21 protein-coding genes and 4 pseudogenes are annotated in these 25,927 nt (G+C 66.5%); 9 read left to right on the top strand and 16 right to left on the bottom strand.

Annotation, left to right across the window (positions count from 1 at the left end; translation table 11 throughout):
* Positions 1-25 precede the first annotated feature (25 nt).
* Positions 26-2,767: pseudogene (locus AB0L60_RS23750) on the bottom strand (aminotransferase class I/II-fold pyridoxal phosphate-dependent enzyme); the annotation flags it as partial.
* A gap of 290 nt (positions 2,768-3,057) precedes the next feature.
* Here AB0L60_RS23750 and AB0L60_RS23745 point away from each other — a divergent pair.
* The gene (locus AB0L60_RS23745; RefSeq protein WP_364617531.1) at positions 3,058-3,540 is read left to right on the top strand and encodes a hypothetical protein; all 483 of its coding nucleotides are present in this window, start codon (positions 3,058-3,060) and stop codon (positions 3,538-3,540) included.
* A gap of 49 nt (positions 3,541-3,589) precedes the next feature.
* Here the strand turns inward: AB0L60_RS23745 and AB0L60_RS23740 are convergent, their stop codons facing one another.
* The 5 genes and pseudogenes from AB0L60_RS23740 to AB0L60_RS23720 all read right to left on the bottom strand — a co-directional run bounded on the left by AB0L60_RS23740 (position 3,590) and on the right by AB0L60_RS23720 (position 6,410).
* Entirely contained in the window at positions 3,590-3,757 is a 168-nt protein-coding gene (locus tag AB0L60_RS23740; protein ID WP_364617800.1) for a hypothetical protein, read from the bottom strand.
* A gap of 26 nt (positions 3,758-3,783) precedes the next feature.
* Positions 3,784-3,942: pseudogene (locus AB0L60_RS23735) on the bottom strand (hypothetical protein); the annotation flags it as partial.
* 196 nt (positions 3,943-4,138) lie between these two features.
* Positions 4,139-4,441 (bottom strand): hypothetical protein, encoded by a 303-nt coding sequence (locus tag AB0L60_RS23730; RefSeq protein ID WP_364617529.1) that lies wholly within the window; start codon positions 4,439-4,441, stop codon positions 4,139-4,141.
* Complete coding sequence (locus AB0L60_RS23725; RefSeq protein WP_364617527.1) at positions 4,435-4,665, bottom strand: hypothetical protein; 231 nt, start codon at positions 4,663-4,665, stop codon at positions 4,435-4,437. Before AB0L60_RS23725 ends, AB0L60_RS23730 begins: the two co-directional genes overlap by 7 nt.
* 419 nt (positions 4,666-5,084) lie before the next feature.
* The gene (locus AB0L60_RS23720) at positions 5,085-6,410 is read right to left on the bottom strand and encodes an amidase family protein (protein WP_364617525.1); all 1,326 of its coding nucleotides are present in this window, start codon (positions 6,408-6,410) and stop codon (positions 5,085-5,087) included.
* A gap of 119 nt (positions 6,411-6,529) precedes the next feature.
* On the opposite strand from AB0L60_RS23720, the gene AB0L60_RS23715 reads away from it, so the two are divergent.
* From AB0L60_RS23715 to AB0L60_RS23700, 4 genes and pseudogenes are all read left to right on the top strand, one after another.
* A complete protein-coding gene (locus AB0L60_RS23715; RefSeq protein ID WP_364617523.1) occupies positions 6,530-7,162 on the top strand; it encodes an urea carboxylase-associated family protein in 633 nt (210 codons plus the stop codon).
* Entirely contained in the window at positions 7,159-8,280 is a 1,122-nt protein-coding gene (locus tag AB0L60_RS23710) for an NADH:flavin oxidoreductase (protein WP_364617521.1), read from the top strand. The genes AB0L60_RS23715 and AB0L60_RS23710 overlap by 4 nt, the downstream gene beginning before the upstream one ends.
* Positions 8,277-8,666: pseudogene (locus AB0L60_RS23705) on the top strand (polysaccharide deacetylase family protein); the annotation flags it as partial. The gene AB0L60_RS23710 and the pseudogene AB0L60_RS23705, both read left to right, overlap by 4 nt.
* Before the next feature lie 139 nt (positions 8,667-8,805).
* On the top strand, positions 8,806-9,147 hold the full coding sequence (locus tag AB0L60_RS23700) for a hypothetical protein (protein ID WP_364617519.1): 342 nt from the start codon (positions 8,806-8,808) through the stop codon (positions 9,145-9,147).
* Positions 9,148-9,154: 7 nt separating this feature from the next.
* Here AB0L60_RS23700 and AB0L60_RS23695 read toward each other — a convergent pair whose 3' ends face one another.
* Positions 9,155-10,720 carry a PucR family transcriptional regulator ligand-binding domain-containing protein gene (locus AB0L60_RS23695; RefSeq protein ID WP_364617517.1) on the bottom strand — a complete coding sequence of 522 codons (1,566 nt, stop codon included), beginning with the start codon at positions 10,718-10,720 and terminating at the stop codon, positions 9,155-9,157.
* 106 nt (positions 10,721-10,826) lie between these two features.
* On the opposite strand from AB0L60_RS23695, the gene AB0L60_RS23690 reads away from it, so the two are divergent.
* Positions 10,827-12,284, top strand: a complete 1,458-nt coding sequence (locus AB0L60_RS23690; RefSeq protein ID WP_364617515.1) for a cytosine permease — start codon at positions 10,827-10,829, stop codon at positions 12,282-12,284.
* 147 nt (positions 12,285-12,431) lie between these two features.
* Complete coding sequence (locus tag AB0L60_RS23685) at positions 12,432-13,499, top strand: NAD(P)-dependent oxidoreductase (protein WP_364617513.1); 1,068 nt, start codon at positions 12,432-12,434, stop codon at positions 13,497-13,499.
* Between the two features lie 506 nt (positions 13,500-14,005).
* Here AB0L60_RS23685 and AB0L60_RS23680 read toward each other — a convergent pair.
* The 3 genes and pseudogenes from AB0L60_RS23680 to AB0L60_RS23670 all read right to left on the bottom strand — a co-directional run bounded on the left by AB0L60_RS23680 (position 14,006) and on the right by AB0L60_RS23670 (position 17,583).
* Positions 14,006-14,497, bottom strand: a complete 492-nt coding sequence (locus tag AB0L60_RS23680; RefSeq protein WP_364617511.1) for a MarR family transcriptional regulator — start codon at positions 14,495-14,497, stop codon at positions 14,006-14,008.
* Between the two features lie 932 nt (positions 14,498-15,429).
* Positions 15,430-16,503 (bottom strand): annotated as a pseudogene (locus AB0L60_RS23675) (RNA polymerase sigma factor); the annotation flags it as partial.
* A gap of 708 nt (positions 16,504-17,211) precedes the next feature.
* Positions 17,212-17,583, bottom strand: coding sequence for a family 1 glycosylhydrolase (locus AB0L60_RS23670; RefSeq protein ID WP_364617509.1), 372 nt, complete (start codon positions 17,581-17,583; stop codon positions 17,212-17,214).
* A gap of 419 nt (positions 17,584-18,002) precedes the next feature.
* Between AB0L60_RS23670 and AB0L60_RS23665 the strand changes: the two genes are divergently transcribed.
* Positions 18,003-18,866 carry an Ig-like domain-containing protein gene (locus tag AB0L60_RS23665; RefSeq protein WP_364617507.1) on the top strand — a complete coding sequence of 288 codons (864 nt, stop codon included), beginning with the start codon at positions 18,003-18,005 and terminating at the stop codon, positions 18,864-18,866.
* Positions 18,867-19,066: 200 nt separating this feature from the next.
* On the opposite strand, the gene AB0L60_RS23660 is transcribed toward AB0L60_RS23665, so the two are convergent.
* The 3 genes from AB0L60_RS23660 to AB0L60_RS23650 are packed head-to-tail and all read right to left on the bottom strand — an operon-like array spanning position 19,067 to position 21,494.
* On the bottom strand, positions 19,067-19,219 hold the full coding sequence (locus AB0L60_RS23660; RefSeq protein ID WP_364617505.1) for a hypothetical protein: 153 nt from the start codon (positions 19,217-19,219) through the stop codon (positions 19,067-19,069).
* Positions 19,216-20,643 (bottom strand): amidase, encoded by a 1,428-nt coding sequence (locus AB0L60_RS23655; protein WP_364617503.1) that lies wholly within the window; start codon positions 20,641-20,643, stop codon positions 19,216-19,218. Before AB0L60_RS23655 ends, AB0L60_RS23660 begins: the two co-directional genes overlap by 4 nt.
* The gene (locus AB0L60_RS23650) at positions 20,640-21,494 is read right to left on the bottom strand and encodes a GntR family transcriptional regulator (RefSeq protein WP_364617501.1); all 855 of its coding nucleotides are present in this window, start codon (positions 21,492-21,494) and stop codon (positions 20,640-20,642) included. Before AB0L60_RS23650 ends, AB0L60_RS23655 begins: the two co-directional genes overlap by 4 nt.
* A 269-nt stretch (positions 21,495-21,763) precedes the next feature.
* Here AB0L60_RS23650 and AB0L60_RS23645 point away from each other — a divergent pair, with 269 nt between their 5' ends.
* Complete coding sequence (locus AB0L60_RS23645) at positions 21,764-22,039, top strand: hypothetical protein (RefSeq protein ID WP_364617499.1); 276 nt, start codon at positions 21,764-21,766, stop codon at positions 22,037-22,039.
* A 520-nt stretch (positions 22,040-22,559) separates the two neighbouring features.
* On the opposite strand, the gene AB0L60_RS23640 is transcribed toward AB0L60_RS23645, so the two are convergent.
* The 3 genes from AB0L60_RS23640 to katG form a co-directional block, all read right to left on the bottom strand.
* Complete coding sequence (locus tag AB0L60_RS23640; RefSeq protein WP_364617497.1) at positions 22,560-22,874, bottom strand: hypothetical protein; 315 nt, start codon at positions 22,872-22,874, stop codon at positions 22,560-22,562.
* A 247-nt stretch (positions 22,875-23,121) separates the two neighbouring features.
* A complete protein-coding gene (locus AB0L60_RS23635; protein ID WP_364617495.1) occupies positions 23,122-23,271 on the bottom strand; it encodes a hypothetical protein in 150 nt (49 codons plus the stop codon).
* A gap of 235 nt (positions 23,272-23,506) precedes the next feature.
* Positions 23,507-25,735, bottom strand: a complete 2,229-nt coding sequence (katG, locus tag AB0L60_RS23630; protein WP_364617494.1) for a catalase/peroxidase HPI — start codon at positions 25,733-25,735, stop codon at positions 23,507-23,509.
* Between the last annotated feature and the right edge of the window lie 192 nt (positions 25,736-25,927).

Raw genomic sequence — 25,927 nt, 5'->3', positions numbered from 1 at the left:
GCCTCATCACAGTCGGCACACCGTTGACCGTGGCGACACCCAGGCGCCGGGCCGTGAGCCGCGCGAGCGCGGCGTCGGTGAAGACCGACAACCCGAGGTCGGGGTTGTAGCCGTGGATTTCCTTGACGTCGAGCTCGGCCAGGAAATAGAGGATCTCCCGCGAGATCACCTGACCCGGGACCAGCACCGGGAAGCCGGGCGGGTAGGGGACGACGAAAGTCGTCGACACCAGGGTCTTTCCCTGGGCGATCCGGCGCCCGGCCTCGCCGAGCAGGACGTGTTCGCGGTCGGACTCCTCATATCCGGCATAGAAGGCCGATCGCATGTCGCCGAACGAGCTGGCGCCGTCGGGACGGAAGGCGGTATCGAACTCGCTGAAGTCGGGTAGTGCGGGCAGATCCTTGGTGATCGCGTCGACCCGGCGCAGGTGCAGGGCGCGATCGGCCTTGCCGGCCGCGCTCTCGGCGCGCTCGAAGTCGGTGGCGATCCGCCGCAGCACGTCGAGCAGGTACTGCACGCTCGACCAGGTGACGCCGATCGTGAAGATCAACAGCACACTGTTGATCGAGGTCTTGTTGATCTGGATGCCGAACCGGTCCATCAGGATCTTCCCGCGGAACTCGTATCCGTTCATGCCCGTCTTGCCGATGAACAGGGTGACCCGCGTCGCGTCGAGCACGAACTGATCGGACCGCCACGCCTCGTTCCACTCCGCCAGCCCACCCTGCCTGACCTGCCGGTACGAGCTGACTTCGGAGGCCCGGAACTCCTCGGGCACCAGGTCGGCCTCGTCCAGGATGCGGAACCACTTGCCGATCAGCCGGTCCTTGCGGACCCGGTGCCGGAAGACCAGCGCCATGTCGTAGACGTTGCGGACCAGCTGGAAGCCCTCGATGTCGACCTGCCGGCGCGCCAGGTCCAACGACGCCAGGAGTTGCTGGTTCGGCGACGTCGAGGTGTGGGTCAGAAACGCCTCGGTGAACATCTCGCGGACGAGGGCCGCGAAATCCTGATCGCGGATATGGATCATCGACGCCTGCCGAAGCGCCGACAGCGACTTGTGGGTGGAATGCGTCGCGTACACGCGCACCCGCGCGCGCCCGGGGTCGGGAAGCAGCCGGCGGTCGGCCCACTCGGCGCGGTCCACGCCCTCCATCGACGCCTGCCACCGGCGGTACTCCTGGGCGTACCCGGGCGAGGCCAATGTCGATTCGAGTTGCTCCGCGGCGACCATCGCGGTCCGCTGCCGGGCCCACGGCACCGCGGTCGCGAACGCGTACCACGCCTCGTCCCACAGGAAGCAGATGTCCGGCTTGATCGCCAGGACCTCCTCCATCACCCGCCGGGGGTTGTAGACGATGCCATCGAACGTGCAATTGGTGAGCAGCAGCATGCGCACCCGGTCCAGCTGCCCGGCAGCCTCGAGGTCCAGCAACGCCTTCTTGATGGTGTGCAGGGACACCGCTCCGTAGATCGCGAACGGCGCCAGCGGGTAGGCGTCCAGGTACATCGGGTACGCGCCGGCAAGCACCAGGCCGTAATGGTGCGACTTGTGGCAGTTGCGGTCGATCAGCACGATGTCGCCCGGCCGGGTCAGGGCCTGCACGACGATCTTGTTCGCGGTGGATGTTCCGTTGGTGACGAAGTACGTCTGATCGGCGCACCACGTCGCGGCGGCCTTGTCCATGGCCGCCCGGATCGTGCCGTGCGGGTCGAGCAGCGAGTCCAGCCCGCCGGAGGTGGACGACGTCTCCGCCATGAAGATGTTGCGGCCGTAGAACTCGCCCATGTCCTGCAGCGACTTGGAGTTGAAGATGCTGGCGCCGCGCGCGACGGGAAGGGCGTGGAATTGGCCGACCGGTGCGGCCGCGTAGGCCCGCAGCGCATCGAAAAACGGTGTGGCGAAACGGTTCCGGATGCCGGCGAGCACTGTGCTGTACAGGTCGGTGACATCGTTGAGCCGGTAGAACGTGCGATCGTAGACGTCCAGCTCGCCCTCGGTCTCGGCGGCGATCGACTCGTCGGTCAGCAGATACAGGTCGATATGAGGCCGCAGTTTCCTGATCCACTCACCACATTCGACCCAGTCGTGGGTGCGGTCGGTTACGACCACGTCCTCGTTGGCGCCGAGCAGCGTGTTCATCAGCGGCACCCGGTCGCGGGAACGCAGCGGCAGGTCATGGCGAATGATCGCCGCCTGAATCTCGCCGTTCAACGCCACAGCGGTGATGGCGTCCTCGATGCTCGTGACGACGAGCAGCTCGAACTGCACATCGTCGGACGGGTCGCGCAGCGCCCGCAGGCTCTCCGCCAGGCTCTCGGGAGCCTCCAGCGGGGAATCGTCGCCGAGCACGACGGTATAGAACTGCTGCTGTTTTGTCCGGGCCACGAGTTCCTGATCGGCCAATGGCGCGGAAGTGTCGAAAAGGGCTGTGCGGTCGCCGTACTCGGAGAGCAGGCGTACGGCCAGCGACACCTCCTCGGTGAGCCGCGCCGTGGCCAGCTCGGCGACATATCTGTGAAACGCCGCCAGTCGCTCCGCTCCCGGATACAGCCAGTACCGCTCGTAGGCGCCGAGACGATCGAGGAGACGTCGCACCACCGCGGCTTCGTGTGTGGTGTCCTGACCGGCACGGTCGACATCGGCCAGCTGACGGCACGCGTCGTCGAGCAGATTCCAGGTATCGATTCGTGAGTACGACGGGTTGGCTACCGCCGCCAACGCGGAAACACTGAGCCGTTTGGGTCGCTCACCGTCTCGGTGCATGTCAGTTCCGCCCCAATCAGTGCAGACGAGGTGGGTCTGCCGAAAATGGCAGATCGCTCTGGAACAGTCATCCCTGCAAGTATTGTGTCCCGTTGTCGAGCAAATTCCTAGCTCGCGTTCGGCGGCAGTGTGCCGCGACCGGTTTGCCCCGCGGCGACGCGCGGGGCGATGCCGTGAATATCGGATCTCGGGTTGTTTTACTGGCAGGGTGCTCGTTCAGGGCAGTCGTCAGCGCGTCGCCGATCTCGATGCACGCAGGAATCAGCAGGAACCAACTGTGAGGAGGGCTAGTGACGAAGAACGTGATTCGCGGGGTTGCCGGCACGGTCGGCAAGCTGGGTTTCGCGGGTGCAATGGCAAGCGCGCTGGTTCTGGGGCAGCACGCCGTCGCTCACGCCGCGGAGACGACCACGTTCCAGCTCCCGTTGATGGAAGTATCCCAATCGATGGGAGGTCCGAAGCAGTTCACGATCGGCTTGACGGCGACCGTCGGCGAGCAACGCGGTGTCACCACCTTCGGTGTCGCCACCCCACCACAGTTCGATGGTGGCAGCATGCCCGACTCGGCCGTGCAGATCCACTGGGCGAACCTGACGACCGGAAAAACGGGTGTGACCGACCTGCCCATTCGAGCAATTGCGCAGCAGCCCTGCGACTGCGCCCCGGCATCGGTGTCGGTGTACACCGGAGCCGGCCGGATCGCCGCTGCCGCCACCGCCAACGGCGTAGCCATCAACGTGTTCTCAGGGCTCGGTACGTTCGTGACTCCCTGAGCCCGAAGGGCGAATGGGTGGTCGGTCGGGGGACCACCCAACAGCGGGCTCAGAGTTTCTTCTCCTCCAGCAGCGCCGGCAGATCGGCTTCGAGGCTGATCAGCCGCGCCGTCGACCTCTCTGAATCGGTGGCCCGGCGAACGCCGGACATCGAGCCGATCGCGGAAATGGTGCCCCGGACCGCCGCCCGGGCCACCCGCCGGCGAACGGCGACCAACGCTCGGAGTAGTCCAGGCGCATGCCGGCCGGCCACGCCTTCGACAGCCGGCCCGGGATGCGGTCCAGGGCAAGGGGTTTGGACACGGTGGCGATCATGTCGTCCGAGTCGTGCCGAATCGACGGCTCGGCATGCGGCCCGTCCAACTCCGGCACCCGCGCCCGCCGGTATTCGGGACTGACCATCGCGTCATGGAGCATTCCGGCCGAGAAGGGAAACGCTGATCAAACGAATCTTTTGACCCACAACCACTCCTAGATCTACCGCTCGGCGGCCCTCAGGGCAGCAACTTCTGGATTCGAGCCCGGGCGTCCGGCCAGGACAGCGGGATGTCCTGCGTGGTCGCCGTCGAATCTACGAAGCTCGGGTTGCCGATCCGGCTCACGGCTTCGAGAACATCACGCCGGCGGCCGTTGCCCAGACCTCGTTCTCGACTCGTACCGACTTCTTGCGCCGCGGATCGAGGAACAATCGCTCGTTCGGCAGGCGCGATTCCGGCAGTGATTCCTCGATCTCCTGGATGATCAATTCGATTGCACACCAGCACTTTCGGCGACAATCATGAATCAGATTCCGCGCGGCGGCCACGGTTGCCCGGTAGTCGAACACCGTTCCGCCCAACCAGATCCGCACGTGCACATCGCCCTGGGCCACAAACCGGGCTTCCTCGGCGCGGGTCAGCATCGAACATCACCAGCCCTGATGCGGCCATCAACGCGCCACGCCGAGGTCAACGCGTCCGACAATCTCTGCTTGAACCACCGCTCCTCCGAGTTGTCGGATCGCCGAATCCCCAACCCTTGCTCGAGCAGCGTCATGAAGCGCCGCCGGTCGACACCGAATGCCACCAACAGCTCGCCCGCACTCGCACCACCGAACGGCGCCCACCGGATCGCGAATTCGATCACCGACCTCGCGTCCGGTTCGATCGATCTGCCGGACGCGAGAAACTCCAGCTGACTCAGCGCCGACCGAACCCAGAATGCGTCGCGACGTCGCTGTTGATTCCGTGCATCCATGATGTTCCCGAGCGGTAGTGCCTGACCTGTCCCCCACCACCTTCTTCGGGAACCGCCGCTCGGACGACGGGATATCTACCTACCCCCATACCTGTTTTCCGCGCGATCGGGGTCAGACGAGGCTATTCCTCGGACATCGCAGCCGAGGTCGCGAACGGATGCCGGCGTCGGCGGGCTCGGACAAGGTCCTCGAATTGGATCTCGATCGTCACCTTGCAGCCTATGCACCGTTCGACTAGCTGTCCGGCGATGGACATCGGAGTGGCGGGTCAGCGGCTCGCGACGCGGTCCGGCCGCACGCACGGCCGTCACGACGTCCGCGCGTTCACGAAGATGTGCCGCGCCCACTCGGCCTGCGCCAGCAGGTCGCCGTCGCGCCCGGACGGCAGCGACAGCAGCAGCCCAGTCACGGGCCCGCCTGCCGAAGCCCCGACAGGTAGCGTGATTCCGCAGGTGCCCAGGTAGCTGAGGACCATCGTGGTGCGCAGAGTGGCGGCATTCGCGCTGTCGTAGCCGGCCGGGTCGCGGAGATCGGCCAGCCGCGGCGGTGGGTGACGCACGGTAGGGCACAGCAGTGCCGCACCGTCGAGTTCAGCGGCGAATTCCGCGCGCAGGGCGCTCATCCCGGCGTACACCGGGGCGATGGAATCCGCTGTGCGCGAGTTGCTTTCGAGTCTTCGCCGGGTGGCGGGCTCGATCGGCAGGCCGGAGCCGAGACGGTGACGGTGCAGACGGTATGCCTCCGCGCCCACGATGGTGCCGCCGCCATCCATCAATTCCTGTGCGGCACTCAGCGATACCATGTCGCGCCTGCGAATATCCGCTCCGGCGCGGCGGATTTCGGCAAGTGCGGCTTCGAAATCGGCGGCGATCCCGGGCGTGACGTCTTCTGTCCACTCGCCGCCGGGAACGACGAATCGCCGACGCGGCGTGTGCTCGCCGCGTCGCATGGGCGCGAAGATCCGGTCGAGAGCGATGATGTCGTTCACGCTGGTGGCGAGGATGCCGGTGCTGTCGAGTGTGCTGGACAGGGGCGCGAAGTCGTTCGCACCGTAACGTCCCGGGCTGGCGCGATACCCGATGATTCCGCAGTAGGCGGCGGGCACCCGTACCGATCCCGAGGTGTCGGTGCCGACCGCCAGCGGGACGATACCCCGCGCGACGGCCACCGCGGATCCGGATGAGGAGCCGCCCGGGACCAGCTCCGGGTCGACGGGATTGGCGGGGGTGCCGAAGTGGAGGTTGATCCCGAGACCGGAGAAGGCGAACTCGCTGAGGTTGGTCTTGCCGATGGTGACCAGCCCGCTGTCATGGGCGCGCCGGACGAGGCGGCTGTCCACCGCGGCGGGTTCGTCGTGCAGGTGGCCGGCCGAACCGCTGGTCGTGACCGTGCCCTGGATATCGAAGACGTCCTTCCACGCGATCGGGACTCCGTCGAGCGGACCGCGCCGGGTGCCGCGCAGGCGGCGGCGATCGGCAGCCGCGGCCTGGTATCCGGCGCGCTCGGCGGTGACGGTGACGAGTACCGCGGTCGAATCCGATTGCCGGGCCCGGTCCACGGCGACTGCGGCCAGGTGGGTCGAGGTCGTGTCGCCCGCTGCGAGCGCCTGCCCCATGGCGGTGGCGGTGGTCATGGACAGAACGCTACCCAGAAGTATTTCCGCTTCGATATGTAGGAAGGTCCACCGAATTCCAATGATGCTGTGTGATCATCCATTTCGACAGCGCCCTATTGTTCGGTTGACTGACCTCCATGACAGTGTTGAGCCATCCGGAGCCGATTACCGTGCCGGCGAGGCGAGCCCGAGCGGTGACCCTGAGCGCCGGTGAGAGGTTGCGGATCACCGACGTCGAGGGCGGCCAGGTGGGTGACGTGTTCGCCTACAACGCCCACGACCTCACCGAGCACCACAGCGCCTCTCACACGCGCACCCACACCGCGCGACTGTTTCCCGCGCTCGGCGAGTCATTCGTGACCAACCGGCGGCGACCGATCCTCACGTATGCCGACGACACCTCGCCGGGCGTGCACGACATGTTGATCGCCGCCTGTGACCCGGAACGCTATGCGGCGTACGGGGATCCGGAACACGCCAACTGCGCCGACAATCTGCGCCATACCGTGGCCGAGCTGGGATACGGTGCGCCGCCGTTCATTCCGCAACCGATCAATGTCTTCATGCGCATTCCGGTAGCCGCGGACGAGAGCCTGACCTGGCTCGAGGCCGCCACCGTGCCCGGTGACGCCATCACCTTCCGCGCCGAAATGGACTGCCTGGTGGTGGTTTCCGCCTGTCCGCAAGACCACAACCCCATCAATGGGGCTCGACCCACGCCACTGGCCCTGACCGTCCTTCCCCCGACCAGCGAGGAGAACCACCGATGATCACCACCGAACTCGCCCACCCCGCGCTCGAGCCGTTCGGGCTGGACACCCTGAAACTGCGCAACCGATTCGCCGTGGCGCCGATGACCCGGGTCTCGGCCACCCCCGACGGCACTCCCACCGAGCAGATGGCCGCGTATTACCGCGAATACGCGCTGGGCGGATTCGGCCTGATCATCACCGAGGGCATCTATCCGGACGCCGCCCACAGCCAGGGTTACTTCAACCAGCCCGGCCTGGTCACCGAACAGCACGTTGTGGGCTGGCGCGCGGTGGTCGACGCCGTGCACGCGGCCGGGACTCCGATCGTCGCTCAGCTGATGCACGCCGGAGCCATTTCCCAGGGCAATGCGCACGGTTTCGCGACCATCGGGCCGTCCGCGGTGGCGCCGCGCGGGCAGATGATGGTCGATTACGGCGGGGTCGGTGGAGCGTGGAACGCGCCCCGGGAGATGACCGCGCACGACATCGACGATGTCGTGGCCGGTTTCGTCGCGGCGGCGGAGAACGCCCGTGCGGCCGGCTTCGACGGCGTCGAGATCCATGGGGCCAACGGCTATCTGCTCGATCAATTCCTGACCGACTACACCAACCAGCGCACCGACGAATACGGCGGGCCGGTGCGGAATCGCATCCGGCTCACCGCGCGGGTGCTGCGTGCGATTCGTGACGCCCTCGGGGACTTCCCGATCGGAGTCCGGCTGTCGCAGACCAAGGTCAACGACTTCACCTATCGCTGGCCCGAGGGTGAGGCCGACGCGCGCACCATCTTCGCGGCCCTGACCGAGGCGACGTACCTGCACATCGCCAGCGAGGGCCGGGATTTCCTCGAGACCGCGAAACTCCCCAGCGGCACGACCGTCACCCAGCTGGCCCGGGAGGTGTCCGGTCGCCCGGTCATCGCCAACGGGGGCATGCACAATCTGCCCCAGGCCGCCGATGTGCTGACCGGCGGGCACGCCGACATCTTGTCGCTGGGTACGGGCGCACTGGCCAATCCGGACCTGCCGCGCCGGGTCGAGACCGGGGTTGAACTCTCCTCGTTCGATCATGAGATGCTGCACCCCATGGCAACCCTGGACTGCGCCGCGGCCTGGCGCGAGCGCACCGGCGAATGAGCGCTCGGACCTGGACCCGCGGCGGGGCCGCGGTGGCGACGCTGACCTTCGACGTGGACGGCGAGACGCCGATCCTCGCCGAGGGCCGGCACTACGCCGAGCACCCCATGGTGATGTCCCACCAGGCCTACGGACCGGACGTGGGGGTGCCGCGGATTCTCGACCTGCTCGACGAGATGGGTGTTCCCGCAACGTTCTTCGTACCCGGTTGGGTCGCCGAACAACGCCCGGGACTGGCCGCGTCGATCGTCGAGCGCGGGCACGAGGTCGCGCACCACTCCTACAGCCACCGGCCGCCCACCTCACTGCCCGCCGGCGCCGAGCGCGCCGATTTCGAACGCGCCCTGCAGGTATTCACGTCGCAGGGCATCGAGATCGCCGGGCATCGCGCCGCGATGTGGAGCGCGAGTCGCGAAACCCTTTCCCTGATAGCGGAATACGGCCTGGCCTACGACTCATCGCTGATGGGCGATGACCGGCCGTACCACGTGGACACCCCGCAGGGCCCGGTAAATCGAACTGCCCGTGCACTGGTCGTTGGACGACTGGGAGCAGTACGCGTACCTGCCCGCACCGCGCATCGGCTCGGTCATCGAGTCCCCGGTCAAGGTCGAGCAGATGTGGCGGGCCGAGCTCGACGGCATGCGTCACTACGGCTGTCTGTTCAATGTGTGCATGCATCCGTTCCTGACCGGTCGTCCGGGCCGAATGCTGGCCCTGCGCAACCTGATCGCCTACGCCCAGGAACACGGAGACGTCACCTTCGGCCGCTGCCGCGACGTAGCGGCCTGGGCACGGGAGGACCCCCACACCCCGACCCGTCCCCTGCCCGCCTACGACGTGGACGAAGCCGTCTACCCGCGGTAGCACACGCTCACGGGCCCAGCGGTTCGGCCACCAGGGCCAGGTACAGGTCGATGGTGTCCTCGAGGCGATTGACATTGCGGCCGGTCAGCTCCGCGATGCGGGCCATGCGATTGCGCAGGGTATTGACGTGGACGTGCAGGGCAGCGGCCGTGACCGCCCACTGGCCGTCGTGTGCGAGGAAGGTGCGCAGGGTGTGTTCGAGGTCGGTGCGGGTGCGGGCGTCGTGGTCACGGATGACGCCCAGCACCTGCTCCGAGAACCGTTGCCGCACCTGGTCGTCGAGCAGGCCGAGCAGCATCCGGAAGGTCGCGATATCGGCGAAGACAGCGGTGTCCGGGCCCTGCTGCACTCGCAAGATCTGACAGACCTCGCGGGAGCGGACCAGCGATTCCCGCAGTCCCCCGGCCGTGGCGATATCTCCCACGCCGATCACGACCCGTTCGGCGGAGACCCGTCTGCCGACCTCCGCGGCCAGGTCGCGGGCGAAGCGCGCCAACTCGTCCGCCGAGCGCTCCCACAGGCAGATGGACACCACATCCCGGCTGCCCGCCGCGGTGAACACGGGGATGCCGTGGGTGGCGAAGAACGCGCCGACCGCGTGGGCGATATCGCCGGGCAGGGCATCGGTGTCGGAGGCGGCGACCGGTGCGGACACGAGCACTCCCAGCGGCCGGTCCGGTGGCACGCCATAGGCGCGCAGGCGGCGAATCACCTCACCGTTGCTTCGCGGCCCGGAGAGGATCATCTCCAATAGCTCGGCGGCGAAACGCGCCTCGATGGCGTGTACGGCCTGCTGTTTGGTGACCTCCAAGCTCAGGAAGCGGGCCGCCTGGGCCAGCGCGTCCCGATCGGCCGCGGTGAGAGTCGCGGCCGGTTCCAGGCAATAGAGTCCGGCGTCGATCTCCCCCATCGCACCCTCCACGAGATACAGCACCGCCGGCCCGGGCCCGAGCAGATCGACTTCGATCGGCGGCGGGGTGCGATTGAGCGCGGCCGCGGCCATCCGCACCTGCGCATCGGTCGGCTCACAGCCGATACTGGCCAGGCAGCGGCCTTTGCGATCTACCACGAGCAGTGGCAATTCCGTTTCACCGCGCAGGATTTCGAGTACACCCGCCGCACCGCTGCCGCGCGAGAGAGCGGTGGCGAGGGCGTCGCCACGATGGACAGTGGCGGTCAGTTCCGCCTGCAGCACCTCGTTCTGGATCCGAGCGGCCGCTCGCGTGAGCGCGGCGAACGGCACCCCGACACACAGCTCGATGAGCGGCAACCCGTGTGAAAGGCACAGCGCGGCAAGCCCTTCGGGCAGCGACGGCGTTTGCGCCGTGAGCCCGAACACCAACCCGGCCGCACCGGCCCGCGCGACGGCCGCCACGAACCGGTCCGCCGAAACATGTGACAGCCACAAACCATTGGTGAGCACGAGTTCACCGGACCGGACATAGGGCGACGGATCGGCAAGCTCCGTCGTGTGCAGCCAGTGGATCTCCGTCCCCAACGATTCGGTGAGTTCCGCCGTCACGACTCGCAGCCCGAGGGCGGAATCCGCGACGAGCCGGCCAATAGTCAACACCTGTCGGAATGTACACGGAGCGCTGGCAATTGGTGGATGAACATCCATCCCCTCCTTGGCATTGACGGTGCTGTTATGAGGTACCTCACTACGAAGGAACACCGCTATGTCCACTCCGCAACCTCCCGGCACCGCTGAGATCACGTCCGACACCGATACTGGCGTCCGCTTCGACGAGCACGGCATCCTGCCCATCCCCGACCAGGAGCGCGACTGCTCATCCTGGGAACTGTTCTGGATCTGGTGCGGTGCGAATATCGCTCCCATCAACTGGGTGCTCGGTGCGCTCGGCATCACCCTCGGGCTCAGCCTGTTCGAGACCCTGATCGTCGTTGTGGTCGGAAATCTTTTCGGCTGCGCGATATTCGGCCTGTTCAATGTGATCGGTCACCGCACCGCGGTCAATCAGATGGTGCTGGGGCGCTCGGCCTTCGGTATCAGCGGCGCGGCGCTGCCGGCCATCGTGCAGGGTCTGCTGACCATGGCCTGGGTCGGCGTGAACAGCTGGGTGGTGCTCGACCTGGTACTGGCCGTACTCGAGCAGATAGGCATCCGAGGTGGTCTGGGGCTGAAAATCGCTGTGGCGGCGGTCATCATGGCCGTGCAGCTCGCCCTCGCGCTGTACGGCTTCTACGCCATCCGCGCCTTCGAGAAGTACACGGTACCGCTCACTGTCGCGGTCATGATGGTGATGACGGTGGTGGTGCTCGCCCGAACCCACCTGGACTGGTCACCCGCCAAGGCCGACACCCCCGCCGAAAAGCTCACGGCCATCACACAGCTCGTCACCGCCATCGGCGGCGGCTGGGGCTTGACCTGGATCCCCTACGCCGCCGACTACAGCCGCTTCGCCCGGCCGAAGCTGCCCGCCCGGACGGTCTTCTGGGCTTCGGCCTCCGGCATGTACATTCCGACGGTCTGGCTCGCTGCCCTCGGCGCCTGTCTCGCGAGCGCCGGCGGCAGCGCCGACCCGTCCACCCTGGTCGTCGGAACTTTCGGTGCCCTCGCGATCCCCGTACTCCTGCTGATCATGCACGGCCCGGTCGCCACCAATATCCTCAACCTCTACTCATGCTCGCTGGCCGCCCTGACCATCGGCATCCGCACCGCCCGCTGGAAGATCACCCTCTTCGCCGGTGCGATCGCCGCTGTCGTTCTGGCCATCTTCATCAACTCATCGAGCTTCGCCCACGCCTTCGACAATTGGATGGTTTCCATACTCATGTGGATCAGTCCCTGGATGTCCATCCTGCTCGTCGATTATTTCCTGATCCACCGCCGCACCCCGTCGATCCCCGACCTGTACCGCGATGCCACGGCCTCGGCCTACGGCAAGTTCAATACCCCCGGCCTGGTAAGCGTCGTGGCCGGCTTGCTCGCCAGTTGGGGTTGGCAATACGGCCTGGTCCCCGCGATGCAAGGCCCTCTTGCCAAGGCCCTGGCCAATACCGACTTCTCCTGGCTATCGGGCAGTCTCATCGCCGGTGGGCTCTACGCCTTCCTCACCGCCGCCCAGCGGCGGCGCCGCTCGACGGCCTTACACCGAGAGCGCGGGCGAGCGTGAACGTGCCGGCCCCGGTGACGGTCACCAGCTCCCACAGGGCCGTCAGATTCTGCCGGTAGACGTCGCCGGTCAAGTCGGGGCTCGTGCTGCGCCAGTCGTCATCGGCGAACGTCGTATCTCGATGCTCAATCAACTCGAGAAGCAGGCGTGGCTGCTCAGCAGCGAAAACCGCACCGCGGGATAGACAACGGCGATGTCGGACGAGGCGATCTGGGACCAGGGGAGGACGATGAATCGGGCTCGGTCCGTCCGGCCCGGTCCCACTGGCCTTCGACCTGGAGACTGCCGCCGCCCAGCCGGTCGGCCGACGACGACAACGAGGAGTATGCGATGACCGGAATGACAGTTGGTTTCATCGGGCTCGGCGCAATGGGACAGGGCATGGCCGCCAGCCTGCTGCGGGCCGGCCATCGGCTCCTGGTCTGGAACCGCTCCCCCGAGCCGGTCGCCGCGCTGGTCGCCCAGGGCGCCAACGCGGCCGGGAGCATCGCTGAGGTGTTCGCCGCCGAGGCGGTCGTCTCCATGCTGGCCAACGACGACGCCGTCGAACAGCTGCTGCTCGACCCGGCGCTGCTGGCCGGCGCGAAGGCCGCCGTGCACGTCAACATGGCGACGGTCTCGATCACGCTCGCCGACCGGGCCGCAGCCCTGTACGCCGAGCACGGCATCGGATACATCGCCGCGCCCGTCCTGGGCCGGCCCCAGGTAGCCGCCGCCGGCGAACTGAACATCCTCGCCGCCGGCGGTGACACGGCGCTGGCGCAGGCCGCACCGTTGCTGTCCGCGATGGGCCGGCGCACCTGGCCTTTCGGCACCCGCCCCAGCCAGGCCAACGCCGCGAAGATCAGCGCCAACTTCCTGATCGCCTGCGCCATCGAGTCCATGGCCGAGGCGTGCAGTCTGGCGGAGTCCCACGGTGTCCGGCCCACCGACCTGGTCGAAATGTTCAGCGGCACACTGTTTCCCGGTCCGATCTACACCGGCTACGGCGAAATGGTCGCCGAGCGCCGCTACGAACCGGCCGGCTTCCGGCTGCCGCTCGGCCTCAAGGACGTCAACCTGGCCCTGACCGCCGGCGCCGCGGCGAACGTCCCGCTGCCCTTCGGCAGCGTGCTGCGCGACGCCTTCCTCGACGCCCTCGCCCACGGCGACGGCGACAAGGACTGGGCCGCCGTCGCCGCCGTGGCCCGCCGTCGGGCCGGCCTGCCGGCATAGCCGAGGCAGCCAGTTCGGCACCACAACCCCGCAGGTCAAGGGCCTATAAATCGGAACTGCAGACGCCGAACCGGTCCCACGGAGTAGCGTTCGATCCATGAGCGCATGCGAGGTTTGCGGTAACGATTACGCGATGCCGATCGTCGTCGAAGCTCAGGGAGTGCGGCACGTTTTCGACTGCTTCGAATGTGCGATCCACCGAATGGCACCCATCTGCGAGCACTGCAACTGCAAGATCATCGGTCACGGCGTGGAGGCGGACGGCAGGTTCTTCTGCTGTGCGCACTGTGCCCTGTCCGAGGGTGCCAGAGGCCTGGTCGACCACATCTGAATCCACAACCCGATAACGAGAACGGGGCCGAAGCCGCAAACCTGCGGCTCCGGCCCCGCCGGGATCATCAGGTGCTCAGATTGCCAGGAAGAACAGCACACTCGTGGCGAGCGCTGCGGTGAGGCGGCCGATTTCGGTGCGGGCATCGTCCGCTCCGGTGATCTGCGATTTCCTCTCAGCTGTCGGCCAATTCATCGGCTGATTCGTGCCCGGCGGAGCTGGTCCTGCGGAGAAAGTCGGCGATCACCTCGAGTTCGGCCTCGGAGTAGTGGTCGCACAGTTCGTCCATCCTGTTGCTCATTCCGGCGAACACCCCGAACAACTCGGCGTTGCGTTCGCTGACGCCCCGCAGCGCGACCGCACGGCGGTCAGTCGATTCGGGGTCGCGCTCGCGCACAATCCAGCCGCCCTTCTGCAACCGATCGAGAATTCCGGTGAGCGTCGCGGGATGCAGGCCGACCCGGCGCGCCAACTCGGTCGGGGTCAACGGACCATGCCGATTGATGAGGTCGAGGCAGGTCCACTCGACGTCTCTGAGTTCGATTCGGCCGCCGAACCGGCGGTTGAGCAGCGACAGCTGAATGTTCAAGTCGCGCAGCGCATCCTTGACGGCAACCGTGAGCTGCCTGCGGCGCCGAGCCCCTGCCTGATCCGCTGTCGAACTCATACGCGCTACTTCCGATCGGTTTGTACGGATTCCGTATGATATTCGATCAGATCGGCTCGACGCGGAACACCACGATCCGATGCGCCGCCGCAGCGACTCCATCCGGAGTGGACGTCTCGGCGAGACCCGTAGTCAAACGGCGCCTGCACGGTCATGGCGGCGGAGCGGTCACGAAGGAACCGGGCACCGACCCGTTCGCGCGTTCTTCACCGTGGACCTGCTCTAGAACGGGTTCCCCGGCTAACCGACATGTCCGGCGCAGTACGAGTGGTGGTTGCGTGGCGTTCACGCTCGGTGAGTAGAGCGGTGAATGTGGCGTATTCGCTTGGGGGGACGCAGATCTGGCGGTGTGGCAGTGGACGTAGTCTGTCGGGGTATATGTCGTTGGGGGTGACGACGGTGTGGTCGGGTTGGTCGGTCGTGTTGTGCTGGCGGTTGATCCAGGCTTGCATGTCGGGTGAGTCGATGCTGGGCAGGCTCGCTACAGCATGAACCCAGTCCAGTCCTGTGATGGGTATGGCGGCTTCTGCGACGGTCACCATCACGGCGTCGGTACTGTGCCAGCTGCCACCCATCGCCGATCGTGCCTTTCGTGACAACCACTGAGGAAGATGGTCCGAAAGGGCCTGGACAGGTTCGGCAGCGGTGAAATCCCTCCACATCAACGATAGACGCAATTCGTCGGTATGAGCCGTTCGATTCGCCGCGACCGCCGATACGCCTACGCCTCTCGGCGCCGCGGTGCCACAAGCATCGTTCGGGACTGAAGTGCGGGCCACGTTCCGCCTTCCGTGACCGCCGGCGGAAACCCCGCCGGAACATGTTGTGCCGCAGTCGATCTATCGTGCGTGCTCGCCGATCGGGGTGTTGGGGTGCCGCCGCGTTCTCCGGTGGCCAGGGCCGAACGGCTGGGAACCACAGAGGAGGACCGGTCAGTCGAGGTAGTCCTGCAGGGCCTGTGAGCGTGACGGATGGCGCAGCTTCGACATGGTCTTCGATTCGATCTGACGAATTCGTTCACGCGTGACGCCGTAGACCTTCCCGATGTCGTCGAGGGTCCGGGGCAGCCCATCATCCAGGCCGTAGCGCAGGCGCATCACACCTGCTTCCCGCGGGTTGAGCGTGTCGAGCACCGACTGCAATTGGCGCTGCAACAGGCTGAACGACACGGCGTCGATCGCAACGACAGCCTCGGTGTCCTCGATGAAGTCGCCGAGCTGGCTGTTGCCCTCGTCGCCGATCGTCTGATCCAGTGAGATCGGTTCACGCGCGTACTGCCGGATCTCCAGGACCTTCGCGGGTGTGATGTCCAGTTCCTCCGCGAGCTCTTCGGGCGTGGCCTCGCGGCCCAATTGCTGCAGCAGCGCACGCTGGGCGCGTCCGAGCTTATTGATGATCTCCACCACGTGCACCGGGATGCGAATGGTGCGGGACTGGTCGGCCATGGCGCGACTGATCGCCTGCCGGATCCACCAGGTGGCATAGGTCGAGAATTTGAATCCCTTGCGGTAATCGAACTTTTCGACCGCACGAACGAGGCCCAGATTGCCTTCCTGGATCAAGTCGAGAAAGGCCATACCGCGTCCGGTGTACCGCTTGGCGATCGACACCACCAGGCGCAGATTCGCCTCCAGCAAGTGGTTCTTGGCCTTGACGCCGTCCTGCACGACCCAGGTCAGGTCGCGGCGACGCGCGGCGGTGATACCGGACCCCGACGCGAGCTCCTCGTGCAGCTTCTCCGCCGCATACAGTCCAACCTCGATCCGGATCGCCAGATCCACCTCTTCTTCCGCAGACAGCAGGGGAACACGGCCGATCTGCTTCAGGTACGCGCGCGTCGAATCCCCACCGGCCGTGAGCGCGGCTTCCTTGCGCGCCCGTCGCAGTGCCGGGGACTCGCTGTCATCCCAGTCGGAATCATCCCCGGCACCACCTCGCTCCGCTGGGTCGACTGCGACCTCGAAGGTTGAATCCGCTTCCGGCGCATCGGTTTCCATATCGACATCCGATGGAGGCTGGTCGGTCGTTTCGTCGGCGGAGGCTATCACATTCGCCCTTTCGCGGAATCAGGGCGGCACCGCGATGTGAGATCCGCAGAGAGGCCTTGGATGCCCTCGGCAATCACCGAAGCCACTGGCCAGTGTACCGGCAACCAGCCGGTACACCGTGGCTGAAGCGTAGCTCGGGCAGGCATTCACCGGCACTGATGCGGCTGCATGCCGATGGATTTCCATTCCGTCGTCGATTCCTTTGTAGACGGCGTGTCTGAAGCACCCGATCAGCCCGTTCGCCGAACCGGGCCCGATGCCGAGTCCACGAGCGGGCGGCTTTACACACCAAAACAGGCCACAAACTACCGAATCCGGTCGGCGATCCAGCGGTGCGCCGCGGTCGGCTATCACCTGGTCTTCACCTCTGCACGTCCGATCCGGGATCTGCTTCCCGTTCTCGGGGCGGCTTCGACAGAGCGACGCTCATCAGCGGAACGGCAGCTTGATCTCGACCGGTAGCCGATGAGGTTCATGCCGTCAGACTTCGCGCACTGCAGCCAGTAGACGGTGTCTCGCAGATGCCCGGAGCGGATGTAACCGTCTGCGCGGGGTTGCCCGTTCTCGGTGGGCATGCCGTTCTCCACGATCCATAATGGCTTGCCGGGAAACCGTTGCGAATAGTGTTGCAGCGCAAAGTAGATGCCCTCGGGCCGGACCGGAAGATCACACATCCCCGCCGGGGCGGGCGCCGAGCCGCCGGGCGTGTTCGTCCAGTCGTTCCCATTCCACGTCGATCCGAAACACCTTGACGCCGAGATTCTCGGCCAAGGCGATATCCGACCGGAACCGGGAATGGAAATCGACGGAGTCGCCGAGGCGATCCCAGCCCGGATTGTCTTCGATGTAACGGGTCCAATTGCTGTCGGGTGACTGGCCTTCGGATTGGAATCCGGCGGCCGCCACACCCCAGAGAAAATCGTCGCCGAGCACGCCGATGTGTCTTTCCGGTGCGGTGCGGGCGGCCCCGGGCACCAGGAGCAGGGTGGCGGCCATGGCGAGCCCGGCCGGGACGAGACAGCGAAATCGAGTGCGCATCTGCACTTCCCCAGGGCCAGTACTCGAAATGAGTGAACGCGGCTACTTACTCCTGGATAGCTGCGATTCGTCTCGGGAATATGCCAGGTCGATGGTGGTTTGGCACAACCACGGTCGAGATACGTGCCAACGCCTTGTGGCGGCTGGGTCTGCACCCGCGCGGGCAAGCGTTCTGGCAGTGGCGTGAAGATCCTGTGTCCCAACGTCTACAGTGCGTTCGCCCGCAGACGCGGGCTGACCGTGCGGCCGCCCACCGTTCCATGACGACCTGGTCCGCCGCGGCACTCAAAAAACTGAACCACGATCATTTCAAAAACTGGTCCATTGACCATTTCACCGTGATCTAATGCTGCCCGACTCGGGTGCGGCAACCCCTCGACGACCCTGTCGAGGGACACCCGATGTCTGTGGGAGAAACAATGATGGACAGCAGTATGCGGCGGGCGGCCGGTTCGATGGCCGCGTTCGCGGTGGCGGCCGGTTTCGCGGCCGCCGCGATCCCCGGCACGGCCTCGGCCGCATCGGGAACGGTCACCTGGACCGACGGGAACAGCAAGTTCACCCGGACGGTCTCGGACACCAACCCGATCGCCGGCGAAACCATCACCGTCACGACAACGTTCGAGCGGACCGGCATCCCGGTCGAGTACATCTACTCGGTCAAGGACGCGCACCCCGCCTGCCTGACTCCGGTCGCGGGCTCGGGCAAGATGGGCGGCGACCAGGTCACGCTCGACACCTCGGCCCCGGACTCGGTCAGCGCCTCCTTCAGCATCGTCAAATACCCCGTGTACCCGAACATCTCTCCGAAGTCCCAGACCTTCGAGGTGCAGTACACAGTGGGCGTCAACTGCGCCCGCGACACCCCGTTGCCGACCTCCATGAGCTACAGCGGCTCCCTCGGCTCCGGAAACTACACCGACAAGGGCCCGGCCATCACCGTGTCCAGCGACGCCGTATCGACCACCACGCTCGCCCCGGTGAGCGGCGCCCAGGTCAACAAGGCCGTCACCCTGCAGGCAACCGTCTCCCCGGCGGCAGCGGGCGGCACCATCCAGTTCAAGGCAGGCGACCAGGTTCTCGGTGACATCCCCGTCTCCGCGAACGGCACCGCCTCGATCGTCTGGACCCCGGGTGCCGCGGGCACCTACAACATCGCAGCCACCTTCTCCGGCCGCACCGGCGTAGCCGGTTCCACCACCACCCAGGCAGTAACCGTGGCCGACACCCCGACCCCCACCCCCACTCCGACTCCCAAGCCCAGCACGGGCTCCTTCGGCTGATAGCCGCACCCGGCACGCCATGACCACTGCGGTCGGGGCACCCCGACCGCAGCGGTCATGTAAACGGAATCTCTTGCGGTCCACGAACACCCGTCGATACCAAGATGGACCGCCTCGCCGAGCAGTAGGCCTGGCTCGCCCACACCCGCTGATCCGCCCAGCGTGATGCTTCGTACAGCTCGGCGAGATCGGACGACGCGCTACGCCGAGGGGTATTCGATCATGAAGCCGTACACCGGGTCGGCGGATCGGGCGTCGGGGATCTTGTGGAGAGTGTCGGCCAGGTCGGAGACCAGGCGCTGGAGAGTCTCGACTGCCTCATTTTCCTTGGGGTCTTCGGACCATGTGGTCATTGTTGGCCTTTGCTGGGGGCGGTGGGAACGGCGAGGTGATGGGAGGTGTGGCGTTGGTAGGCGTCGCCGGCGCGCAGGACGAGGGCTTCGCCGAAATCCTTGCCTGTAATGGACATCGACAGCGGGGTGTGCGTGCTGGACAGGCCGATCGGGACGGCGAGGGTCGGGTAGCCGAGCGGGTTCCAGTACGGAGTGTGCAAGGAGGCGAGAACGTTCAGCGGCTCGAGCTGGTCGATGGTATCCACGCGCGGGGCCCCGAGGTGGCCGGTGGGGGTGACGATCAGGTCCACTCGATCCAGCAGCTCGGCCACCCGGTTCCGGGCAATCCGCCGGACGCGTTGGGCCTGAACGTAATCCGCGCCTGTGACGGCCGCTCCGGCGGCGAGGATGATGCGGGTGCCGCGGCCGTAGTCAGTCCACCGCTCCAGCAGGTCGCAGCGGTGGTAGGCGTGGGCCTCCGCCAGCATGACCACGATATCGATAGCGACCACCTCGGGATACATCGGGACTTCGACCGGGACGATGGTCGCGCCCGTCGCGCGGAGCGCATCGAGGGCGGCCGTGAACCGCGCCGGCTGCTCGCCATCGATACCCGCCGCGGCGTAGCGGTCGAGATTGTCCACTCCGATCGTGATCCCGTGCAGATCGCCGGTGAGCGCCGCGGGATAGTCCGGGATCGGTGCCCGGGCGCTGTACGGGTCGGAGGGATCGTGACCCGCCAAGACGGAAAGCAGCAGCGCACAGTCGGCGGCGCTGCGAGCCATCGGGCCGACATGGTCCAGGGTGTGTCCGAGCGGCACGACACCTGATTTCGGGACACGGCCGAATGTCGGCTTCAGGCCGGTGATTCCATTGAACGCGGCGGGAATTCGAATACTGCCCGCGGTGTCGGTACCCACCGCGCCCAGGAACATGCCCGCAGCGACACCGCTGCCCGAACCCGAGCTCGAGCCGCCCGCCCAGCACTGCGGATCCCACGGGGTGCGCGGAACCGGAAAGGGCTTGTCCGGGTCCGGAATTCCGATCGCGAACTCCATGGTCGTGGTCTTGCCCATCACGATGCCGCCGGCGGCCTCCAGACGGTGGACGGCGACGCTGTACCCGACGGTGTCCGCCCACGAGGGATCGAGGACGAGGCTCTGGGCGGTGGTCGGCCCGTGCGGATGCGCCAGAATATCCTTGATTCCCAATGGGATTCCGTCCAACGGCGACAACGGCTCACCTGCCGCGAACTTGGCGTCGACGCGTTCGGCTTGTTCTCGTGCCCGGTCGTCGAATCGGCTGAGGAACACCCCGACCTCACTGTCGTGGCGGTCGGCGCAGGCGATGGCCCGCTCGACCAATTCCACCGCGCTGACCTCATGGTTCCGCAAGGCCGCGGCGGCATCGGTGAGGCTGTGCACGGCCGGTACGTCGGTGCTCACAGCTGCTCCTCGAAACGTCCGCCGGTCAGCGTCCCGGTCAAATCGATGCGCATGACCCGGTCGATACGCAATTGGAGATCGCTGCAACAGGTTCCGAGCGCATAGTCGACGATCTCGCCGTCACGATTGCGAATCGACTGCTCCAGCAACATCACCGGCTCCCCCGGCATCACATGCAGCAGCGCGGCCGCGTAGTCGTCGGCGCACGCGGCCTGCATGCCGATATCGAAGGTGTCGATGGCGACGCCGCCGTTGTGCAGCAGCGAATAGAAGTCGTCGACGAAGGCAACCTGGTCGATCCGCGCCGCCTCGGGTGAGCGCAGATAGTTGGTGAAGATCGCCAGCGGGCGATCATCCACCAGCAGTACGTATTCGACGCACAGGCAGTCATCGCCGGGGTTCACCCCGGAGAGTCGATCGCTGATCACCTCCGGGGCCGGAATCCAAGCCCAGTGCAGCAGTCGCGGCGCGATCCGCCCCACCGCCAGATGCTCCTCGAGTGAACGTCCCACAGGCGGAAGTGCCCCGCGCACAACGTATTCCGATCGGATCGGCAGCGTCCCCATCCCCCGGCGGCGCTCGATCAGGCCGGCCCGCCGCAAGAGATCCAACGCCTCCCGGACGACATCGCGCGACGCATGGAATTCGGCCATGAGCTCCGGCTCGCCGGGCAGCCTGCCGTCGCCGAAGGCGCCGGCGCGCAGCGCCGAGCGGAGCGCATCGTGGAGGCGGCGGGCCAGCAGATGCGATGCCGAGGGCAGCACCTCCCGCAACTGGTCGCGAAACCTCGCCCGCCCATCGTGGAAATCGTCCTGCCCGGCCCGGCGGGGCGGATGTGTTCTGAACTGCATCACCGCAGTGTGCGTCCGGGCCGCATTACGCGGCAAGAAATTTGGTTAACGTCCAGTTACGCGGCCCGCGCGACGAAAACCATGGCCTTGACCTGCTCCTCGCCACCTCATCGCCGCGGGTTTCGCGGATCACTCGACCGTAACGGCGTTGGGATCCAGTTGCCGAGGAGCGTTACGCGGGCAGGCGCTCCCCCTCCGGACGTCGCGATTCGCGCGGTGGGTGCCCGCAAGGCCAGGTCGCCGCTTTGGTAGCGAAGGCGAACCGGGCAATGGCGGAAGAGGTGCTGGCTGTCGAACTGCCCTGGTTGGTTTGGCTGCCACCGGAGCACCGCAGCGAAGCTGTGACGGAATTGCTCGACGATCTCCTCGCCGGTGTGGACACCGGCTACTACCTGCCGTTCATGCGGAACCTGATCGCGTGGAAGCACACTGCCGAGATCCACACCGATCCATCGCTGGTCGCGCAGCTCACCGGACCGTTCCAGCGTGCCGACTTCAGTGAGGTGCAGCGACCTGGAAACACCGGAGTGGCAAACGGAACATAGGTGCGGTCGTATCGAACAGCTCAGGCCCGGCGATCCACCGGGCCTGAGCCCTGTGTCCGAGTGGAGCTAGGGGGACTCGAACCCCTGCCTCCGGGGCGCGGAAGCCCTGCTCACATCGACCGAGCGAAGTCAAAACCGGTGGTAACAGCGATTTCGGGGGATCTCGCTGCGGTTGACGGCCGAAATGATAGCGCTCTGGTACTGACGCCGTCAAACACTTTGGGGCCGTGTCGCGCTTCGCCGCAGCCTCCGTCGAGCCATGCTCCGTGAGTCGTCACCACACGTCGCTGACGGGTCAGAAGCGGTCGGCTTTCCAGAGCGTGCGGGTGTCGTTGGACGTTCGCCGCCGGAGGCGGGTTCTACCCTGGATGCGTGGCCGCATCCCTTGTGAGCCAACGCCGCCCACGCCGTCGACGTTGCGGACCATTATCTGTAGTCATTTCCCGCCGACCGAGGAGCAGCTGCGTGGATTTATCGAGAACGGGCAGGCGGTGCTCGACGCGAACGCGCTGCTAGACATCTACCGATTCACCGAGATCGCCCGCACCGAGCACTTGGCGACATTGCGGCTGCTCGGTGCCGGGTGTGGGTGCCGCAGCGCGCCGCCGAGGAATTCATGGACCGGCGGGCCAACGCCATCATCGACGCGGGCACCGAGTTCGCGGTGTTGGGAGTGGATTTGGTTGCAGCGCTGAGCAAACCGGTTGAGTTGGTCAGCGGGTATGCGCGGCGGCGTGGACGCACGCAGGAGACGGTCGAGAGGTTGATCGCGCCGCTGTACGAGGCGGCAGAACAGAATCATTGCCCGCCCCGAAGACAGCGCGAGCAGCGACACCAGCGCCACGGTGAACCCGCACACCAATCCGCGATTGGCACCCCTCTATGTCAAGACGTCGGTGTGGGTGCAGCGCTAGCCTTGAGGGTGGGTCCGGGCGAGGTCTTCTGAGCCTTCTACACGAAGTTCGACGTCGGCACCGACCTGAGAGCGCCGCAACTTTCTACCTGAGCCGCCGGCGGCTGGACCACCTCCTGCCGTTCACCGGAGCAGGCTTGCCACTCGGGCGAAGGTCTCGGCAATATGATCACGGTTTGCGCCGTCCGGTGTCCTTATCGATCTGCCTGATCGACAGCGGACTCGGATGCGCCGTGAAGAACACCTCGGCACCATGAAATCGGCTGCGGCTCTTACCGATCGCGGCGTTCCATGCTGGCCACGTCTGCGTCTTGCCCATGACGATGACGGCCGCAAGGTCACCAGGAAGAAGCTCAGCTACCTCCTCCAGGTAAGGCCGGGCGCGCTGGGCTTCGGAACTTAGCGATCGTCGACCCTTGGCCGGATTGGCGACCCAATAGTTCGATGGCTCCGACAGGAATTGGTTGAGGCACGGAGGAATCGCTGCCTTCCAGGTGCCGGTGTCCCGCCGATCGAATTGATCCGCGGGACACCGGGTGAGCGACCGAGAACGATCAGGCGAGGTCGAACCGGTCCAGATCCATGACCTTGGCCCAGGCGCCGACGAAGTCGCCGACGAACTTGCCCTGGTTGTCGTCCTGGGCGTAAACCTCGGCGACGGCGCGCAACCGGGAGTTGGAGCCGAAGACGAGATCAACACGGCTGCCGGTCCACACGACAGCGCCGGTGGCGCGGTCGATGCCCTCGTAGACGCCGTCCTCGGTGCGCGACGGACGCCATTCGATCGCCATGTCCAGCAGGTTGACGAAGAAGTCGTTGGTCAAGGTGCCGGGGTCGGTGGTGAGCACGCCGAGCCGGGAGCCGCGATGGTTGGCTCCCAGCACCCGCAGGCCGCCGATCAGGACGGTCAGTTCCGGGACCGACAGGGTGAGCAGGTTCGCCCGGTCGATCAGCAGATACTCGCTCGGCAGGTGATCGCCCTTGCCCAGGTAGTTGCGGAATCCGTCGGCGGCGGGCTCGAGCGCGACGAAGGACTCCACGTCGGTCTGCTCCTGGGTGGCGTCAGTGCGGCCCGGGCGGAACGGCACCTCGACGGCGAATCCGGCGGCGCGAGCGGCGTGTTCCACCGCGACCGAACCCGCCAGCACCACCAGGTCCGCGAAGGAGATCCGGATGTCGCCGGACTGCTCGGCGTTGAACGACCGCTGGATGCCCTCGAGCACACCGATCGCGTGGGCGAGCTCATCGGGCTGGTTGACCTCCCAGCTCGCCTGCGGCTGCAAACGGAGGCGGCCGCCGTTCGCGCCACCGCGCATGTCACTGCCGCGGAACGACGAGGCCGCCGCCCAGGCGGTGGAAACCAGCTGTGCGACAGTCAGTTCCGACGCCAGAATGCGGTCCTTCAACTCGGTGATCTGGTCCGGGCCGACCAGAGCGTGGTCGAACTCGGGAATCGGGTCCTGCCACAGCAGGGTCTCCTCGGGCACCTCGGGGCCCAGGTGGCGGACCTTGGGGCCCATATCGCGGTGGGTCAGCTTGTACCAGGCCCGGGCGAACGCGTCGGCCAGTTCGTCCGGGTGCTCGAGCCAGCGCCGGGTGATCTGCTCGTAGATCGGATCGAACCGCATCGACAGGTCCGTGGTCAGCATGACCGGGGCGTGGGTCCTGCCCGCGATGTGGACGTCCGGCACTAGGCCCGCCCCCGCGCCGTCCTTCGGAATCCACTGGTGCGCACCGGCGGGCGACTTGGTCAGCTCCCAGTCGTAGCCGTAGAGGGTCTCCAGGAACGAGTTGTCCCACCTGGTGGGTGTGGGCGTCCAGGTGCCTTCGAGGCCACTAGTGATGGCGTCCTTGCCGACGCCCGTGCCGAATTCGTTCTTCCAGCCCAGGCCTTGCTGTTCGAGCGGCGCGGCTTCCGGCTCGGGGCCCACGTTGTCGGCCGGGCCCGCGCCGTGGGTCTTGCCGAAGGTGTGACCGCCCACGATCAGCGCCGCGGTCTCGACATCGTTCATGGCCATCCGGCCGAAGGTCTCGCGGATGTCGGCGGCCCCCAACACCGGATCCGGATTGCCTTTGGGCCCTTCGGGATTCACATAGATGAGGCCCATCTGCACCGCAGCCAGCGGGGTCTCCAGGGCTCGCCGGCCCGCGTGGCGGCCGTCGGCCAGCCACTCATGCTCGGGGCCCCAGTACACATCCTCCTCGGGCTCCCACCGGTCGACACGACCGCCACCGAAGCCGAAGGTGCGCAAGCCCATATCCTCGAGCGCGACGTTGCCGGCGTAGACGATCAGATCGGCCCACGACAGCTTGTTGCCGTACTTCTTCTTCACCGGCCACAGCAGCCGCCGCGCCTTGTCCAGGGATGCGTTGTCGGGCCAGGAGTTCAGCGGAGCGAAGCGCTGCATGCCCGCGCCCGCGCCGCCGCGGCCGTCGCTGATGCGGTAGGTGCCCGCCGCGTGCCAGGCCATGCGGACGAAGAACGGACCGTAGTGGCCGAAGTCGGCGGGCCACCAGTCCTGCGAGGTGTGCATGACCTCGACGATGTCGGCCCGCACCGCGGCCAGATCCAGGGTCTGGAACTCGGCGGCATAGTCGTAGTCCGGGTCCATGGGATCGGACGCGGGCGGATTCTTCTGCAGGATCTTCAGATTGAGCTGGTCTGGCCACCAATCGCGGTTGCTTCCCCCCGCGGTCGGATGCTTCAGGCGGCCGGATGTCACCGGGCAACCCGCGGTCGGTGCGGTTTCGGCGTCGCCGAGGGGCGGATGGTCCTGTGGCACTGCGAGTCCTTTCGGAGGGGGTGACTGGGATCGATCACGTGATGGCGCGCGATCCGCCGAACTGCGCGGGGCCGCGGCGGCGAGGCCCGGCCGCGGAACCGGCTCACGACATGGTGGCGTGCGAGCCCGGCGATTGACGTCTCAGATTGAGATCTCCGTCACATGGCAGGGGCGTAGCGTTCATTGCGGTCA

Source organism: Nocardia sp. NPDC051981 (genome assembly GCF_040680715.1).
GTDB lineage: Bacteria > Actinomycetota > Actinomycetes > Mycobacteriales > Mycobacteriaceae > Nocardia.
This window is presented reverse-complemented; position numbering and strand designations above follow the sequence as displayed.